Below are 16,258 nucleotides of genomic sequence, written 5' to 3'. Positions count from 1 at the left end.
TATACGGGTGCATCATCGACGTCTTCAATACAGAAGATATCAGTGCGGAGTGTGCCTAAAAGTAAACTGATGGCGGGCCCTGCGATGTCCGGTCTTCAGCGGATTGGCCGCTGGGTGAGGGTGGTGCTTGGGGCGACGTGCAAAAAACGGAGTTTTCAGCAGCCAAAGATTGATGCATAAGGCCATAGCCGGCTTTCGCTGCCTTTGTTGATGCTTTTGCACGACAATTGGGCCTTGGCGATGTCCATATATAGCTGGTTTCTCGCCGCATGCTATCCAGATGGGTCGAGTCATGAGGACTATCTACTTTTTGAAAGACTTTTGACACCAAAATCTTATCCCGCGATGCTGAATACTCGCAAAAATGCACGCTCCGGAGGGTACTACCCTGTTACGGCTAGAAATCCATGCGCCATTTTATGCAATTATTAACGCATTTATGCAAAATGCTTTACGTGCGTACGTCTCGGGGTAGATGTTTGCCTCGGCGCTGTGTAAGTCATCCTTTCTATTGTGTCTTTTACGGGCGGCCGCGGCTCCGTTTGGGATCGTGGCCGTTTTGTTGTGGGTCAAATATGAACGTTGTGTTAATGAGTCGGTGGACGGTGGTGTTTTTCGGTGAGCGGCGTATCCTTCCAACGGTTTATCTAGTGTGTCAGTTGAAAGGAAGAGGGCGCTCATCATTGTTTGAATGTGAACTGCCGTTTGACCACAAGACGTTGCATCTGGAGCTCGAGGATAAGAACTTCGCGGGTGTGATGGAAGGTCATCAAAACGAGTTTAAGACTACAAAATCTCAGGAAGAGCTGGTAGAGGAGTCGCTTGCCAACCCTTATGGCTCGCCTTCGCTCGAGGAGCTTTGTGCTGGCAAGAAGGATATCGTCATCATTAGCTCCGATCATACGCGTCCCGTTCCCTCGCGTGTGACGATGCCTATTCTGCTGCATCACATCCATTCCGCTGCGCCCGAGGCCCGTGTGCGTATTTTGGTTGCTACGGGTATGCACCGTCCGTCGACGCACGAGGAGCTCGTCAATAAGTATGGCGAGGAGATCGTTGCCAACGAGGAAATCGTTATGCACGTCGCGACTGATGACAGCATGATGAAAAAGATCGGCACCCTGCCTTCTGGTGGCGAGTGCATCATCAACAAGATTGCCGCCGATTGCGATCTGCTGCTTGCCGAGGGCTTCATTGAGCCGCACTTCTTTGCCGGTTTCTCTGGCAGCCGTAAGTCCGTCCTGCCCGGCATCGCCAGCTATAAGACCATCATGTACAACCACAACGGTCAGTTTGTGAACGATTCCCACTCGCGTGCCGGCAACCTGTGCCACAACCACGTGAGCGAGGACATGTTCGCCGCCGCCGAGATGGCTCACCTTGCCTTTGTGCTCAACGTGGTGCTTAACGGCAAGCACGAGGTCATCGGCTCCTTTGCCGGCGACATCCACAAGGCGCACGAGGCCGGCTGCGAGTTCGTGAAGAGCCTTGCCGGCGTTGAGCCCGTCGAGTGCGAGATTGCCATCACCACCAATGGTGGCTACCCCCTCGATCAGAACATCTATCAGGCTGTGAAGGGCATGTGCGCTGCCGAGGCCACGCTTCCCGAGGGCGGTGTGATCATCGATGTCGCCGGTTGTGCCGACGGTCACGGTGGCGAGGGCTTCTATCACAACATCGCCGACAATGATCCGGCGGAGTTTGAGCGCGCCTGCATCGACCGTCCTAAGGACGAGACCCTGCCCGATCAGTGGACGAGCCAGATTTTCGCCCGCATCCTGGCGCATCACCCTGTGATCATGGTCACCGATCTGTGCGATCACCAGATGATCAAGGATATGCACATGACGCCGGTCAACACCCTCGAGGAGGCGCTCAAGCTCGCCTTTGAGATGAAGGGTGCCGACGCCAAGGTGGCCGTCATCCCCGATGGCCTGGGCGTTGTCGTCGCGCAGCACTAGTGCGCGGCCTAAACGAATCGTTTTTAACCGACAAGAAAGATAAGGTTTTATGCTTACCAAACTCCTCTGCGAATTCGGCGCAACGGCCCTCATGATCATCTTTGGCGTGGGCGTGCACTGCGATACCGTGCTTAAGGGCACCAAGTATCAGGGCTCCGGCCATATGTTTGCCATCACCACTTGGTCTTTTGGCATCTCGGTCTGCCTGTTTGTCTTTGGCGGCGCCGTGTGCATGAACCCCGCTATGGTGCTTGCCCAGTGCATCGTCGGTCTGGTGCCGTGGGGCAACTGCATTCCCTTTATGCTTGCCGATATGCTCGGCGGCTTTGTGGGTGCCGTGATCGCTTGGTTTATGTATGCCGATGAGTTCAAGGCTTCCGAGGGTGTCGTCGATCCCATTGCTCAGCGCAACATCTTCTCGACCAACCCCACCACCGAGGGCACGAACTATGCCCGCAACTTCTTCTGCGAGGCTATCTGCACCTTCGTGTTTATCAGCGCCATCCTTGCTGCTGCTAGCCGTGCTGGTGAGAACGTTCTGTTGCTCGCCATCTGCGTCGGCCTGATTGTCTGGGCCGTTGGCATGGGCATGGGCGGCATCACCGGCTTCGCCATGAACCAGGCACGTGACCTTGGTCCTCGCATGGCCTATCAGGTGCTGCCGATTAAGAACAAGGCTGACAACAACTGGAAGTATGGCCTGCTTGTTCCTGGCATCGCGCCGTTTGTCGGTGCTATTGTGGCCGCGCTGTTTGTGCATGGTTTCTTGGGCATGTTCTAGTCGAAGGACGGCTCTATAAGGTTCGGGCTCGGCAAGGGTTTACTTTCCAACGCGTCCTCGGACATGCAAAAAGGCTCGCTGCGCACTTTGTGCGGCGAGCCTTTTTGCGTCCTGCGGAATGCGTTGGAAAGTAAACCCTTGCCGAGCCCTGGGCATTCTTGGCTGTGTTCGAACAAGCAACCCAACATATATATCTGAATTTGGATGGGAGGGGCTTGTTGCTGGTAGGGGCGTTGAAGCGCGAGTGACACTTTGGGATGCGTAGCGGCTTGGGTTGGGGCGATGCTTTGGGATGGGCTTCTTACTTAGCTGAAGAGAGGCTTAATGGCTGATAGGTAGTCTTTGGCTACTTCGGCCTTATCTGCTTGGAAGTTGTGCCAGGCCCACCATTGGACCATTCCTACGAAGCTTGAGGCTATGTGGTGCAGTAGGAAGCTTCGGTCTATGGCGGCGGCGGGGCCGTTTGGGTCGGTAGGGACGGTTTCGGCTGCTCGTGACATGATGGTCTTGCGTAAGCAGTCGGCGAAGACGCGTGAGCCGGCGCCGGCTACCAGCGCTCGGACGCCCTGGCGACGTTCCCATAGATTGTTGAGAATATGTTCGACCTGCACGAGTGGGTCGTCGAGCGGTGTGCCATCGTCATCGAGGGCGTGGGTGCAGATGTCGCTCACGAGCTCGGACAGTAGGTCATCTTTGCTCTTGAAGAGGCCGTAGAACGTGGCCCGACCCACATGGGCGCGAGCGATGATGTCGCCGACGGTGATCTTGCCGTAGTCCTCTTCGCGCAGCAGCTCGGAGAACGCCGCAACGATGGCAGCGCGGCTTTTTGCCTTGCGGGCATCCATGGCTATGCGTCCGCGTGAACGAGCAGGCAACGGAGCGTGCCGGAGCAACCCTCGTAGGGGCGCTTACCGGCGCCGTAGCCGACGGCCTCGATGCGGTAGCGGGCCGGCAGGTGCTCGGACGTGCGCAGTGCGGCGACGATGGCGGCGCCCGTGGGCGTCACGAGCTCGCCGGCGACCGGTGCAGGCGTGAGGGCGATATTGCCTGCCTGGCACAGGTTGACGACGGCGGGGACGGGAATGGGCATAAGGCCGTGGGCGCAGTGGATAGTACCGTGACCCTCGGAGAGCGACTCAACCACGATGTCCTCAATACCCAGGTCGTCGAGGCAGATGGCGACAGAGCAGACGTCGACGATAGAGTCGACGGCGCCCACCTCGTGGAACATGACGGTCTCGGGCGTTTTGCCGTGAGCCTTGGCCTCGGCGGCGGCGAGTGCGGTAAAGATGGCGAGCGCACGACGCTTGGCGCCATCGCTCAGCTGCGAGCCATCGATGATGGCGGTGACGTCCGCCAAAGAACGGTGGTGATGGTGGTGGGCGTGATGGTGACCCTCGTGTCCATGGCTCTCATGGTCGTGCTCGTGGCAGTGGTCATGCTCGACATGGTCATGATGATGGTGCTCATGCTCATGTGTGAGCTCGGCAGCTGCTTCGTTGCCGTAGAGCCAGGCCATATCGTGATCATGGTTCTCGAGGCCCTCTGCAAGCTGGACGTCGAAATCGCAGGCATCGATGCCGTGCTTGTTTACGCGCGTGACGGCGATCGAAAAGCCATCGACAGGCAGCGTGGCGAGCTGTTCGCGCAGATGCTCTTCGCTGGCGCCCAGGTCGAGCAGGGCCGCGACGGTCATATCGCCGCTGATGCCCGAGGTTCCGTCGATGATAAGCGTGTGCTGATGGTTGGACATGGGATGCTCCTTAGCGGGCGCAGGGCGTGCCGGCGCTCAGATGATTGATAAGACTTGCCTGGTAGGCGGCACCGAAGCCGTTGTCGATATTGACGACCGAAACGCCGCTGGCGCAGGAGTTGAGCATGGCGAGCAGCGCGGCTACGCCACCAAAACTCGCGCCGTAGCCCACGCTGGTGGGAACGGCGATGACCGGACAGCTCACCAGACCGCCGATAACGCTCGCCAACGCGCCCTCCATGCCGGCGATGGCGATGACCACCTGCGCCTGGGCAAGTTCCTCGGCATGCGCGAGCAGACGGTGCAGGCCGGCGACACCCACGTCGTAGAGGCGGTCGACCTCGTTGCCATAGAACTCGGCCGTCAATGCGGCTTCCTCGGCGACGGGCAGGTCGCTCGTACCGGCGCAGGCGACGACGATGCGTCCGTTGCCGGTAGGGGAGGGCTTGCCGCCCACGAGGGCGAGCTGTGCGTCCGGGACATATCCCAGGTCGATGCCGTTGCCGAGAAGCTCAGCGGTGCGCGCGGCTTTTTCGTCGTCCAGGCGCGTGACTAGGATGCGCTCCTGGCCGGCATCGCGCAGCGCTTCGATAATGGCGGCGATCTGTTCGGCGGTTTTACCGGCACCGTAGACAACCTCGCCGGCTCCCTGGCGCACCCCGCGCGAAAGATCGAGCTGCGCAAAACCCAGATCGGCGGTTGGCGCCGTCTGGATGCGTGTGAGGGCAACTGCCGGGGTGACTGATCCGCCGGCAACATCGCTCAGCAGCTGCTCAAGATCTCGCTTATCCATATATGTTCCCTTCGACGGCGCAAAGTCTAGCACTCAAAGGGTATGTTTCCGAACACTAAGATAAAATTGTTCGGAAACTATAGGACAGACTGATTCAGTTGTTAGACGGATCGGCTAGTCACGCAGGATGATGTCCATGGCGAGCATCAGGTTACGCTCGTCGATGGTAAACGGGGCTGCCTCGCGCGTCTTGGGCTTGGCGCAAAATGCGATGCCCGTGCCCGCGGCCTGGATCATGGGGATGTCGTTTGCCCCGTCGCCAATAGCGACCGTGTGAGCCATATCGACGCCGCACTCAACTGCCCAGTCCAGCAGCTGGATGAGCTTGGACTCCTTGGTCACAATGTCGGCAGCCAGCTTACCGGTGAGCTTGCCGTCCACGACCTCCAGACGATTGGCCAGGCAAAAGTCGATACCCGCGGCAGCCACGATCTTGTCGGCGACCTCGTGAAAGCCGCCGCTTACCACGCCGACCTTCCAGCCCTTGCTGTGCGCCGAGCGCACAAGCTCCAGCGCGCCGGGGGTAAACGTCACGCGCGCAAAGGTGCGCTCGAACACGCTCTCGTCCAAGCCGGCAAGCAGCCCCACGCGCTCCTCGAGCGCCTGCTTAAAGTCAAGCTCGCCGCGCATGGCGCGTTCGGTGATCCGCGCAACTTGCTTGCCCACGCCGGCTTCCTCGCCCAACAGGTCGATGACCTCCTGGTTGATGAGCGTGGAGTCGATATCCATAACGATGAGGCGTGCAGTCATGGCGGGCCTTTCCGAGTGCAGTTGTATTGGGGCACATTGTCGCACGTGGCACGCCTTGGCGACGGCCGCGGTGCACCAATTGTTTCGTCTCCGTCAAGTCTTTGGGCATGAGCTACTTTTCCGCGGCACATCGACACAGGTGCGATAAGATAGAACGCCATGTCTGGCTGCGCGGTTTACGCAGGCTGGGCAAATCTGTACGACGCCGCCCGGAACGACACGGGGCGGCACAGATCCATAAAGGAGGATCACTGGTATGAGCCAGACCCGTCCCATCGACGAGCATTCCATGCACACCCGTACCTGCGGCGAGCTTCGCCGCGAGAACGTGGGCGAAGAGGTCACCCTCACCGGTTGGGTGAGCCGTCGCCGTGACCACGGCGGCCTTATTTTCTGCGACCTTCGCGACCGCGAGGGCATCACGCAGCTCACCTTCGACCCCGAGCACTCTGACGGCGACGCCTTTAAGATCGCCGAGACTATGCGTCCCGAGTGGCCCATCAAGATCCACGGCGTCGTGCGCGCTCGTGGCGAGGAGACCACCAACACCAAGCTCGCGACCGGCGAGATCGAGGTTCTGACCGACCACGCCGAGGTGCTCAACACGTCCGTCCCCCCGCCGTTCCAGATCGAGGACGGCATCGAGACCAGCGAGGACACCCGCCTGCGCTATCGCTATCTGGACCTCCGCCGTCCCGAGATGATGGCCAACCTCAAGCTGCGCTCCGACTTCACCTTTGCCATTCGCGAGGCGCTGCATAACCGTGAGTTCATGGAGGTCGAGACGCCCTCCCTGTTCAAGTCCACGCCCGAGGGCGCCCGCGACTTCATCGTCCCCAGCCGCATCCAGCCGGGCAACTTCTACGCCCTGCCGCAGTCCCCGCAGCTCCTGAAGCAGCTGCTCATGGTCGGTGGCGTCGAGCGCTACTACCAGGTTGCCAAGTGCTTCCGCGACGAGGATCTGCGCGCCGACCGTCAGCCCGAGTTCACCCAGGTCGATATCGAGATGTCCTTCGTGGACCAGAACGACGTTATGAGCGCGCTCGAAGAAGTCCTGGCCGATGCCTTCGGCCGTATGGGTGTCGAGATGCCCACGCCGCTGCGCCGCATGAACTACTGGGAGGCCATGGACACCTATGGCTCCGACAAGCCCGATACCCGCTATGGTATGCACCTGGTCGACCTGACCGACATCTTTGCCAACTCCAAGTTCAAGGTCTTTGCGACTGCCGCAAACGAGGAGGGTTCCGTCGTCAAGGCCATCAACGCCAAGGGCGCCGGTGCCTGGGCCCGCGCCAAGATCGATAAGCTCGCTGGCGTGGCCTCCACGTTTGGCGCCAAGGGCTTGGCCTGGATCGCCTTCCGCGAGGACGGCTCCATCAACAGCCCCATCGTCAAGTTCTTCTCGGACGAGGAGATGGCGGCTATGCGCGAGCGCATGGACGTCGAGCCCGGCGACCTCGTGATGTTCGCCGCCGGCCCGCGCCTGCTTTCCGACGAAATCCTGGGCGGCATGCGCTCCCACATGGCCAACGCGCTCGAGATCAAGCGCGAGGGTCACGACTTCCTGTGGGTCGTCAACTTCCCGCTGTTCCACTGGGACGAGGACCGCAAGGCCTATGCTGCCGAGCACCAGCCCTTCACCCTGCCGACCGAGACCGACATCGCCAAGATCGAGGCCGATCCGCTGGCAGCCGGTTCTTGCACCTACGACTTTGTCATGGACGGCTTTGAGGCCGGCGGCGGCGGTATGCGTATCCACAACGCCGAGATGCAGATGTCCATGCTCAAGCTCCTGGGCTTTACCGAAGAGCGCGCCGAGTCTCAGTTTGGCTTCCTCATGGAGGCGCTCAAGTTTGGTGCGCCCCCGATGGGCGGCTTCGCCCTGGGCCTGGACCGCGTGTGCATGCTGCTCACCGGCTCCGACTCCATCCGCGACGTCATGGCGTTCCCCAAGACGGCCAGTGGCTCCGACCTCATGTCGGGCGCCCCGAGTGCCGTTTCCGGCGCCCAGCTCAAGGACGTCAGCCTGCGCCTGATGTAGGCGAGCAGCTACATATTGCCCGTAACGAGGGAAGGACGCGTGCCTTCCCTCGTTTTTTATGCGCGGGCGTTGTGATGGCATGGAGTGACCGGGCGTCGCGGAAACTGCGACCCGGAATTTGCGTCCAAAACGGGTCGCAGTTTCCCAAACAGGGCCCCTTGGGAAACCGCGGCCTAGAATTCAGCCAAATAATGGGACACAGTTTCCGGTTGAGCTGTCTAACGGAAACTGTGCCCCAGAATGAGCGCTCAAAACGGGACGGGCTTTCCGCAACAACTGTCTGGCGGAAAGCCTGTCCTAGTTTCTTATAGTGAGTCTCTCTGAATCAGCTGCATGTGCATTACGGAGGTGGTAGGCTCGGCACCCTTGATCATGTCGAGCGCAATGTTGGCGGCCATGTGGCCTTCTTCGCGCAGGGGCTGGCGGACGGTCGTGAGCGCGGGGACGCAGCGCGCCGCAATCTCGTGATCGTCGAAGCCGACGACGGAAACGTCCGCCGGAACGGATAGGCCTGCCTCGTTGAGTGCGGTGATGACGCCAGCCGCGATACGGTCCGATCCGCAAAGCACGCCATCGAAAGCAATCTCGCGCGCGAGGATCTGGTGCATGGCCTGATAGCCGTCTCCGCTGTTCCAGCCGGTATAGATAACGTTTGCGTCTAGGAGGTCTTCGCCCAAGACGGCACGGTAGCCGCGAAGGCGGTCGATGACGGCGGGGTTGTCCTGAGGTCCCAGCACGGCAACGATATCCTTACGCCCGCGCTCTTTCATAGCGAGCGCTGCAAAGCGTCCGCCCTCTTCGTCGTCAGAGTAGACTGTCGAGAACACATCGCGATAGGGGTGGCCCTCGAGCTGGCCGCACAACACGGTGGGTACGCCCAGCTCGCGCAGTACCTCGAGCAGCTCGCTGCCCTTGTAGGGGGAGACGTCGATCACGGCGTCGAACGAGCGGCGCTCAAAGTGCTCGCGCGCGCGGTTGCGCTCATGCGTAGAAGACGCCTGCAAGATAACGGGCAGATAGGACGACTCCGACAGTTCCTCGGTAATGCCGCTCAAAAACTCGCTATAAGTGGGGTCGCTGAAGAGTTCACTCAGGGGCTCGGTCACGAGCACGGCGATGATTTCCGTGCGCCCGACAGCGAGCGCTCGGCCACGAGCGTTGGGGACAAAATTGACTTCCTTGGCCGCCGCGCGGACGCGCTTTTTGGTTTCCTCGCTAATGCGGGGCGAATCGTTGAGAGCGCGCGATGCCGTGGAGCGCGACACGCCGGCAGCTGCGGCAACCTCGGCAAGCGTAGGTGCGGTGCGAACTGGTTGGGTCATGGCGTCTCCTGGAGAATGCGGTCGATGTTGTCGCTGATACGGGCTGGTGCGGATACAGCTTACTATAGTGCGCCTGAACAGCGTTCATGATATCCGGTGACCGGTGTCGTTTTGCAACCAAGCCGCAATCGAATACGTCTCGTATGGGCGAGATATCAGCGGGCGTGGCGGTTGCCTACGAGCTTAAGAACGATGTCTTGCGCTGAGTTTCGATACTCAGGGTGACATAAGTGTCGCGGTTGTACAACCGGTTGCACCGTTAACCCGACCAAATCGACCGTTCAGCGGACAACCGGTTGCACAGTTTTTTGCATCGCCCGTAAGATAAGGACAACCGGTTGCACAAGAATCACTACGATGACGAAGGAGCATCACCATGGACGCCATTAACGATTGGGAAAACCAAGCGCTCACCCACAGGAACCGCCTGGCACCTCATGCGTACTTTATGGGCTACGAGACTGCCGATCTCGCTGCAACGTACAGCCGCGAGCTGTCGCGCGGGTTTGTCCAGCTGTCCGGCTCGTGGCAGTTCCGCCTCTTTGAGGGCCCCGCTGCCGTCTCCAACGAGGAGCTCTCCACGTACGAGCCCGAGTGGGATCACGTGGAGGTTCCGCACCTGTGGCAGGTAGACGGCTATGGCAACCTTGCCTACACCGACGAGGGTTTCCCGTTCCCGGTGGATCAGCCGTTCGTTCCCTCTGACGATCCCACGGGCGTGTACCAGCGCATCGTCAATCTTCCCGCCGTGCCTGCCGGCGCTCGCGAGATCATTCGCTTTGACGGCATCGAGAGCTATGGCGAGCTGTACGTCAACGGCAAGTTTATCGGCATGACCAAGGGCTCGCGCCTGTCTGCCGAGTTCGACGTGACCGACGCGCTCGTCGAGGGCGATAACCTGTTTGCGGTCAAGGTCCTGCAGTACAGCGATGGCAGCTATATCGAGGATCAGGACATGTGGTGGGCCTCGGGCATCTTCCGCGATGTGTACCTTATGCAGCGTCCCGCCGCGCGCCTGGTCGACTTTAGGTTCCGCACGCACCGCGAGGGCGATACCGCTTTGATTACGCTCGATACGGTTGCCGAGGGCGCTTCCCGCGTTGTGTTTACGCTCAGCGATGGCGAGAACGTGGTGGCTACGGGCGAGTGCGTCGACGGCCATGCCGAGTGCAACGTTGCCGATGCCCACTTCTGGAATCCCGAGGACCCCTTCCTCTATGACCTTACGTTTGAGGTCTACGACGGTGACCAGGTCAGCGAGTACGTTCCGCATCGCCAGGGTCTTGCCGAGGTGACGGTCGAGGGCAATCATATCTACCTCAACGGCACTTACTTTAAGATGCATGGCGTCAACCGCCACGATCACGACGATCACAAGGGCCGCGCCGTGGGCCTCGATCGCATGCGCCGCGACCTGGAGCTCATGAAGCAGCACAACATCAACGCGGTGCGCACGTCCCACTACGCCAACGACCCGCGCTTCTACGAGCTGTGCGACGAGTATGGCATCATGCTGGTCGCCGAGACCGATATGGAGAGCCACGGCTTCGAGAATATCGGCAATATCGCCCTGGTCACCGACGACCCGACATGGGAGCCGGCCTACGTCGACCGCATCGAGCGCCTGGTGATGCAGGAGCGCAACCACGCCTGCATCATTATGTGGTCGATGGGCAACGAGAGCGGCTATGGCTGTAACATCCGCGCGATGTACGCCAAGGCTCACGAGCTCGATGGTCGTCCGGTTCACTACGAGGAGGATCGCAACGCCGATACCGTCGACGTCATTTCCACGATGTACTCCCGTGTGTCGCAGATGAACGACTTTGGTGAGCATCCATTCCCCAAGCCGCGCATCAACTGCGAGTACGGTCACTCCATGGGCAACGGCCCCGGAGGCCTGTCCGAGTATCAGGAGGTCTTCGATCGCTGGGATTGCATCCAAGGCCAGTTTATCTGGGAATGGTGCGACCACGGTTTGGCTGCTGTGACCGAGGACGGCGTTGCCTACGATATGTACGGTGGCGACAACGGCGATTACCCCAACAACAGCAACTTCTGCATCGATGGCATGGTGTTCCCTTGGCAGCAGCCGAGCCCGGGCCTCACTGAGTATGGCCAGGTCATCTGCCCGGTTCGCATGGCCTACGATGCCGAGGCGGGCGAGCTGACCGTCACCAACAAACGTTGGTTTACCACCCTCGAGGATGTCTGCCTGTCGGCGGAGACCCTGGTGGACGGCGACGCGGTCTGCCGCAAGACGCTTATGCCCGGCGCGGTTGCCCCCGGCGAGTCCGTCCAGCTTCCGCTGGTGATTCGCGAGGCCGCGGTAGGCGAGACCCTGCTGACCGTGCGCGCTTACACCATGGCCGCTCACGTCTGGTGCGAGCCGATGTTCCAACTGGGCGCAAGCCAGTTTGCCATCGCAAACCATCCGGCGCCGGCCATTGCGGCTCCCACTCGTCCTGAGCTTACGGTCGAGGAGACCGAGCAGGAGATTCGCATTCACTTCCTCAACGGCGAGCTGACCTTCAGCAAGGTCAACGGTACCGTGAGCGAGTGGAAGGCATCCGGCCGCGACGTCATGGCCTCTGGTCCCCAGGTTGGTTTTTGGCATCCGCTCGTCGATAACCATGCGCAGGAGTATGACTCACTGTGGAAGGACAACTTCATCGATGTGATGCAGACGTCTACCCGCAAGGTTTCTTGGAAGCAGGATGGCAATGCGGTCGTCGTGACCGTGAGCCAGCGTATCGCTCCTCCCGTCCGCGCGTTCGGCATGCGCGTCGAGCTCGTCTACACCGTGCTTCCGAGCGGTCGTGTCGACCTCAAGGTTTCCGGCGAGCCCTACGGCGATTACTCGGATATTATCCCGCGCATCGGCATCTCCTTCGAAGTCCCCGGTTGCGATCGTGCCGTCGAGTGGTATGGCCACGGCCCGGGCGAGAACTATCCGGACTCGCTGCGCGCCAACCCGGTCGGTCATTACCACACTACGGTCGACGACATGTTCACGCCGTATGTCATGCCTCAGGACTGCGCCAACCGCGAGGGTACCCGCTGGGTTGCTCTGCGCTCTAGCCATGGCGACGGCGTGCTGGTGACCCGTCCGGCTGACGCCGCCTCCAACCCGTTCTCATTCTCGGCATGGCCCTATAGCTGCGAGGCCATCGATAACGCCAAGCACGTCTACGACCTTGTCAAGGGCGATACGGTTACGGTCAACATCAACGACCAGTTGCTCGGCCTTGGCTCGAACTCTTGGGGTTCCGAGGTGCTCGATTCCTATCGCACCCGTTTTGAGAGCTTCAGCTTTGAGGTGTCCCTGCGACCGCTGACGTCTGCCGATCTGGCTCAGGCGCTGGCACCCATTAAGGAGGCATAAGCCATGCATGTCTTTAACTCGCGCGCCGATTTCGACGCTCAGATGAAGTCCGTCAAGAAGTGGATGCGCACCGGCCAGGCGCTCGATGGTGTTGCCGACCTACAGCACGACGTGGCTTACTCCATCGGCGACTCGTTGGTTTACTGGTGGGTCTATGCCCGCGAGGCCGCAACCGCCGACCTGGTCGGTCACCGTCGCTACCATGCCGCGCTCGCTCCGCTCGACGGCGACCTGACCGTCGAGGTTGCCCCCAAGGCAGGCCTCACCTGCACCCGCGCTTACAGCGATATCGATGATCGCGAGCGCTTTGAGGGGGCGGGGGAGACCGTGACGATTCCCGCCGGCGGCGTTGCCGTCGTCGAAATTGACGAGGCCTACCGTGTCGTGGCCGATGCCGCGGATCCCCGCGTCGTGGTACTGCACGTGACGGTTGAAGGTTATTCCTTCCCCAACAAGTAGTATTCGTCCGTTTGGACGTTTGCTTCGCGCCGTTAAGGGGGATGGCTTTGTTGACTCCCTTTTCCCCATTCCCCTTAGCAGGTGCGCCGTCCGTGTTTGCACTTGCAGGTCGGACGGTTTTAGATGACATTTAATAGATGATTGGGAGGGCTTATGAGCTCTGAAAAACGAGGAACGATTGGTTCGTTCGCTCTGCTGGGCATGACGGTCGCCGCCGTGTTCGGTATCAAGAACATCATCAACAACAACGCGGCCATCGGCTTGGCAGCTGCGCCGTCGTTCTTCTTCGCCACGCTTTTGTACTTTGTCCCCTATACCCTGGTTACCGCCGAGTTCGTCGGCCTTAACAAAGACTCCGAGTCGGGCGTGTACGCCTGGATTAAGACCTCGATGGGCGGCCGCTGGGCATTCCTGACGGCGTTTAGCTACTGGTTCGTCAACCTGTTCTACTTTGCGTCCGTACTGCCCAATGTCATCATCTACGCGAGCTACGTATTCTTTGGCGCCAACGCCGAGCTCTCGCAGCTGTGGATCACCATTATCGAAATCGTCGTCTTTGCTATCGCCACGTGGGTCTCGACCAAGGGCGCTAAGTGGATCGGCTCCATTTCCTCCTTCGGCTCGACCGCGGCTCTCGGCCTGACTGCCGTGTTCATCTTGCTGTCCCTGGCTGCTGCCCTTGGCGGCGTCGAGTTCGCTACGGCTCCTACGCCCGCTAACATGGCTCCCGACATGAGCAACTTCGCAACTACGTGGGGCTTCTTCGGTACGCTTGCCTGGATCATCCAGGGCGTTGGCGGCGCCGAGTCTGTCGGCGTGTTCCTTAACGACCTTAAGGGTGGCGTCAAGGCCTTCGTGCGCACCGTCGTTATCGCCGGCCTGACCATCGGCCTTCTGTATGCAGGCGCTTCGCTGCTGGTTAACCTGTTCATCCCCGAGGGCGGCGTTGCCATCTCCACCGGCATCTTCGACGTGTTCGGCGCTGTCTTTGCCCACTTTGACATTCCCATGGAAGTGTCTACGCGCGCCATCGGCTTGATCCTTCTCGCCGCTACGCTGGGCTCCCTCATGATGTGGACCTCCGCTCCCATCAAGGTTTTCTTCACCGAGATCCCCAAGGGCGTCTTTGGTAGCAAGATCGTCGAGCTCAACGAGCACGGCATTCCTGCCCGCGCTGCCTGGCTGCAGTTCGCCATCGTCGTCCCCATCCTGATCATCCCGGCCCTGGGCTCTGGTAACCTCGACGACCTGCTCATGATCGTCACCAACATGACGGCTGCCACCGCTCTGCTCCCGCCGCTGCTGATCCTGCTTGCCTACTTTATGCTGCGCAAGAACTTCGATGCTGCTCCCCGTGGCTTCCGCATGGGCTCGCGCAGCTTTGGCCTGGTCGTTGCCGCATTCCTGCTTGTGGTCTTCTGCTTCGTGCTTATCTGCGGCACCATTCCGCTCGATCAGCCGCTGTGGCTGACGCTGGTCTACAACGTTGGCGGCGTGGTTGTCTTCCTGGGCCTTGCCGTGATGTGGTACAACCGCCACATCAACCGCCTGCGTGAGACCGATCCCGAGGCCGCCGAGAACGAGCTTCGCCCCTCCGTCCTCGACATGATGGAGTAGCGGCTAGGATTAATCTACGGCTGTGGAATAAATCGATTCCCTTTCCTAAGGAGGGGCCTTACGAGGCCCCTCCTTTTGTGCTTTGGGGCATGGTTTTGGACCCCGTGGTCAAAAAATGCCAAATATGAGTACTGTTGCAAAAGAGGTGTCATATTTTTCGGCCTGCTCTGAGCGAAAATGGGCTCATAATCAATTTATCTAACCCCCTTTAAAGGGCGTTTGACGGCTTTCAACCTCTTCGGATCGCTCAAATTAGGCAATTTGCTCTCGATTTTGCTGCTACTAAATTGGTGACAGTACTCATATTTGCCACTTTTTGCCCACGAGGTGTTCAGAGGAGCTCTCGACAAGCATCTAACGCTACAATAGCTACCACGTGGCTGGGTTTGCCGGCCGAATGTGCGATGTCGTGGGAGGGGACATGGTCGAGTTTACAAAGACGATTAAAGATCCGTTGGGACTGCATGCCCGCCCGGTTGCGCTGCTTTATGACATCATTGCCAAGCATCGTAGCGACGTGTCGGTTTCGATTGGCAATCGTCATGTCGATGGCCGCGACGTTATAGGGCTCATGGCACTCTGTGGCGAATGTGGCGAGGACATCGTGTTCCGCGTTTCGGGCGTGGATGAGGCCTCCTGTGTCACATCGATCAGAAATCTCTCGCTCTAAGCATGATAGGGCGCGGTAAAGGATGGTCCTTTGCCGCGCCTTTTTGTTTCGTATAGGAAACTTTTTCGAAATCTGAATGGGGACCCTTTCCAAAAAGTTAACCACATGCTAGTTTACTAAAGCGAACATAGACGTGGTTAACTTTTATCGCGTCGATGTTGAGGACGAACTGACGTTAGGAGCCACTCATGTCTTGCGGACCGCAGATGCCGGCAATGCCGCTTTCGATGGTAAAAGCGGGCGAAACCGTGCGCGTGTCTCGTGTAAAGGGCAATGAGGATATGAAGCACCACCTCAAGGACCTCGGCTTTGTCGAGGGCAACGAAATCCACGTGGTGAGCTCGAGTGGCGCCAATATCATCGTCACGGTGCTGGGCGCACGCTTTGGCATCGATTCCAAGGTTGCCATGCACATCATGACCGTCGGTTAGTCGACGGTATTTCTGTACGCACTGAAAGGGGGACAAGTAAATGAAGACGTTGGGTGACGTTAAGGTGGGCGAGAGCTCCACCATCGTCAAGCTTCACGGTGAGGGTGCGCTTCGCCGCCACCTTATGGACCTGGGGCTCATCAAGGGCACTTCGTTCAAGGTCGTGAAGGTTGCACCGCTCGGTGATCCGGTCGAGATCAACGTGCGCGGCTACGAGCTTTCCATCCGCAAGGAGGAGGCCGCCGTCGTCGAGGTTCAGTAAGGACTCGCGGCGCGTATTTCTGCAGATAAA

General features: G+C 59.7%; 14 protein-coding genes. 9 read left to right on the top strand and 5 right to left on the bottom strand.

The window, feature by feature from the left end; translation table 11 throughout:
• Positions 1 to 683 precede the first annotated feature (683 nt).
• Together larA and larD are read left to right on the top strand one after the other, a co-directional pair.
• Complete coding sequence (larA, locus tag DWY05_RS08585; RefSeq protein WP_233504063.1) at positions 684 to 1,961, top strand: nickel-dependent lactate racemase; 1,278 nt, start codon at positions 684 to 686, stop codon at positions 1,959 to 1,961.
• A gap of 49 nt (positions 1,962 to 2,010) precedes the next feature.
• Positions 2,011 to 2,742, top strand: a complete 732-nt coding sequence (larD, locus tag DWY05_RS08580) for a D/L-lactic acid transporter LarD (RefSeq protein ID WP_117821329.1) — start codon at positions 2,011 to 2,013, stop codon at positions 2,740 to 2,742.
• A gap of 305 nt (positions 2,743 to 3,047) precedes the next feature.
• Here larD and DWY05_RS08575 read toward each other — a convergent pair whose 3' ends face one another.
• The 4 genes from DWY05_RS08575 to serB all read right to left on the bottom strand — a co-directional run bounded on the left by DWY05_RS08575 (position 3,048) and on the right by serB (position 6,038).
• The gene (locus tag DWY05_RS08575) at positions 3,048 to 3,587 is read right to left on the bottom strand and encodes a TetR/AcrR family transcriptional regulator (protein WP_117821328.1); all 540 of its coding nucleotides are present in this window, start codon (positions 3,585 to 3,587) and stop codon (positions 3,048 to 3,050) included.
• A 2-nt stretch (positions 3,588 to 3,589) separates the two neighbouring features.
• Entirely contained in the window at positions 3,590 to 4,495 is a 906-nt protein-coding gene (locus DWY05_RS08570; RefSeq protein WP_117821327.1) for a LarC family nickel insertion protein, read from the bottom strand.
• 10 nt (positions 4,496 to 4,505) lie between these two features.
• Entirely contained in the window at positions 4,506 to 5,288 is a 783-nt protein-coding gene (gene larB / locus DWY05_RS08565; protein WP_117821326.1) for a nickel pincer cofactor biosynthesis protein LarB, read from the bottom strand.
• A gap of 114 nt (positions 5,289 to 5,402) precedes the next feature.
• Positions 5,403 to 6,038 carry a phosphoserine phosphatase SerB gene (gene serB / locus DWY05_RS08560; RefSeq protein WP_117821325.1) on the bottom strand — a complete coding sequence of 212 codons (636 nt, stop codon included), beginning with the start codon at positions 6,036 to 6,038 and terminating at the stop codon, positions 5,403 to 5,405.
• A gap of 256 nt (positions 6,039 to 6,294) precedes the next feature.
• Here serB and aspS point away from each other — a divergent pair, with 256 nt between their 5' ends.
• Entirely contained in the window at positions 6,295 to 8,082 is a 1,788-nt protein-coding gene (gene aspS / locus DWY05_RS08555) for an aspartate--tRNA ligase (protein ID WP_117837245.1), read from the top strand.
• Between the two features lie 305 nt (positions 8,083 to 8,387).
• Here the strand turns inward: aspS and DWY05_RS08550 are convergent, their stop codons facing one another.
• Positions 8,388 to 9,404 (bottom strand): LacI family DNA-binding transcriptional regulator, encoded by a 1,017-nt coding sequence (locus DWY05_RS08550; protein ID WP_117821323.1) that lies wholly within the window; start codon positions 9,402 to 9,404, stop codon positions 8,388 to 8,390.
• Between the two features lie 376 nt (positions 9,405 to 9,780).
• On the opposite strand from DWY05_RS08550, the gene DWY05_RS08545 reads away from it, so the two are divergent.
• From DWY05_RS08545 to DWY05_RS08520, 6 genes are all read left to right on the top strand, one after another.
• Complete coding sequence (locus DWY05_RS08545) at positions 9,781 to 12,789, top strand: glycoside hydrolase family 2 TIM barrel-domain containing protein (protein WP_117821322.1); 3,009 nt, start codon at positions 9,781 to 9,783, stop codon at positions 12,787 to 12,789.
• A gap of 3 nt (positions 12,790 to 12,792) precedes the next feature.
• Positions 12,793 to 13,248, top strand: coding sequence for a hypothetical protein (locus DWY05_RS08540; protein WP_117821321.1), 456 nt, complete (start codon positions 12,793 to 12,795; stop codon positions 13,246 to 13,248).
• Between the two features lie 153 nt (positions 13,249 to 13,401).
• Entirely contained in the window at positions 13,402 to 14,865 is a 1,464-nt protein-coding gene (locus DWY05_RS08535) for an amino acid permease (protein ID WP_117821320.1), read from the top strand.
• 421 nt (positions 14,866 to 15,286) lie between these two features.
• The gene (locus DWY05_RS08530) at positions 15,287 to 15,535 is read left to right on the top strand and encodes an HPr family phosphocarrier protein (protein ID WP_158558725.1); all 249 of its coding nucleotides are present in this window, start codon (positions 15,287 to 15,289) and stop codon (positions 15,533 to 15,535) included.
• A 188-nt stretch (positions 15,536 to 15,723) separates the two neighbouring features.
• Positions 15,724 to 15,966, top strand: a complete 243-nt coding sequence (locus DWY05_RS08525; protein ID WP_022094360.1) for a FeoA family protein — start codon at positions 15,724 to 15,726, stop codon at positions 15,964 to 15,966.
• Between the two features lie 40 nt (positions 15,967 to 16,006).
• Positions 16,007 to 16,228, top strand: a complete 222-nt coding sequence (locus DWY05_RS08520; RefSeq protein WP_006234774.1) for a FeoA family protein — start codon at positions 16,007 to 16,009, stop codon at positions 16,226 to 16,228.
• Positions 16,229 to 16,258: the final 30 nt, after the last annotated feature.

It is taken from the genome of Collinsella sp. AF23-4AC (assembly GCF_003462685.1).
Lineage (GTDB): Bacteria > Actinomycetota > Coriobacteriia > Coriobacteriales > Coriobacteriaceae > Collinsella.
The sequence above is the reverse complement of the archived record's forward strand: the minus strand, read 5'-3'. Positions and strand labels throughout refer to the sequence as shown.

What these genes read in the sequence shown, in the direction of transcription:
- larD (WP_117821329.1), top strand. Translation starts at nt 2,011, where the DNA reads ATGCTTACCAAACTCCTCTGCGAATTCGGCGCAACGGCCCTCATGATC.
- DWY05_RS08575 (WP_117821328.1), bottom strand. Translation starts at nt 3,587, where the DNA reads ATGGATGCCCGCAAGGCAAAAAGCCGCGCTGCCATCGTTGCGGCGTTC.
- DWY05_RS08570 (WP_117821327.1), bottom strand. Translation starts at nt 4,495, where the DNA reads ATGTCCAACCATCAGCACACGCTTATCATCGACGGAACCTCGGGCATC.
- larB (WP_117821326.1), bottom strand. Translation starts at nt 5,288, where the DNA reads ATGGATAAGCGAGATCTTGAGCAGCTGCTGAGCGATGTTGCCGGCGGA.
- serB (WP_117821325.1), bottom strand. Translation starts at nt 6,038, where the DNA reads ATGACTGCACGCCTCATCGTTATGGATATCGACTCCACGCTCATCAAC.
- aspS (WP_117837245.1), top strand. Translation starts at nt 6,295, where the DNA reads ATGAGCCAGACCCGTCCCATCGACGAGCATTCCATGCACACCCGTACC.
- DWY05_RS08550 (WP_117821323.1), bottom strand. Translation starts at nt 9,404, where the DNA reads ATGACCCAACCAGTTCGCACCGCACCTACGCTTGCCGAGGTTGCCGCA.
- DWY05_RS08545 (WP_117821322.1), top strand. Translation starts at nt 9,781, where the DNA reads ATGGACGCCATTAACGATTGGGAAAACCAAGCGCTCACCCACAGGAAC.
- DWY05_RS08540 (WP_117821321.1), top strand. Translation starts at nt 12,793, where the DNA reads ATGCATGTCTTTAACTCGCGCGCCGATTTCGACGCTCAGATGAAGTCC.
- DWY05_RS08535 (WP_117821320.1), top strand. Translation starts at nt 13,402, where the DNA reads ATGAGCTCTGAAAAACGAGGAACGATTGGTTCGTTCGCTCTGCTGGGC.
- DWY05_RS08530 (WP_158558725.1), top strand. Translation starts at nt 15,287, where the DNA reads ATGGTCGAGTTTACAAAGACGATTAAAGATCCGTTGGGACTGCATGCC.
- DWY05_RS08525 (WP_022094360.1), top strand. Translation starts at nt 15,724, where the DNA reads ATGTCTTGCGGACCGCAGATGCCGGCAATGCCGCTTTCGATGGTAAAA.
- DWY05_RS08520 (WP_006234774.1), top strand. Translation starts at nt 16,007, where the DNA reads ATGAAGACGTTGGGTGACGTTAAGGTGGGCGAGAGCTCCACCATCGTC.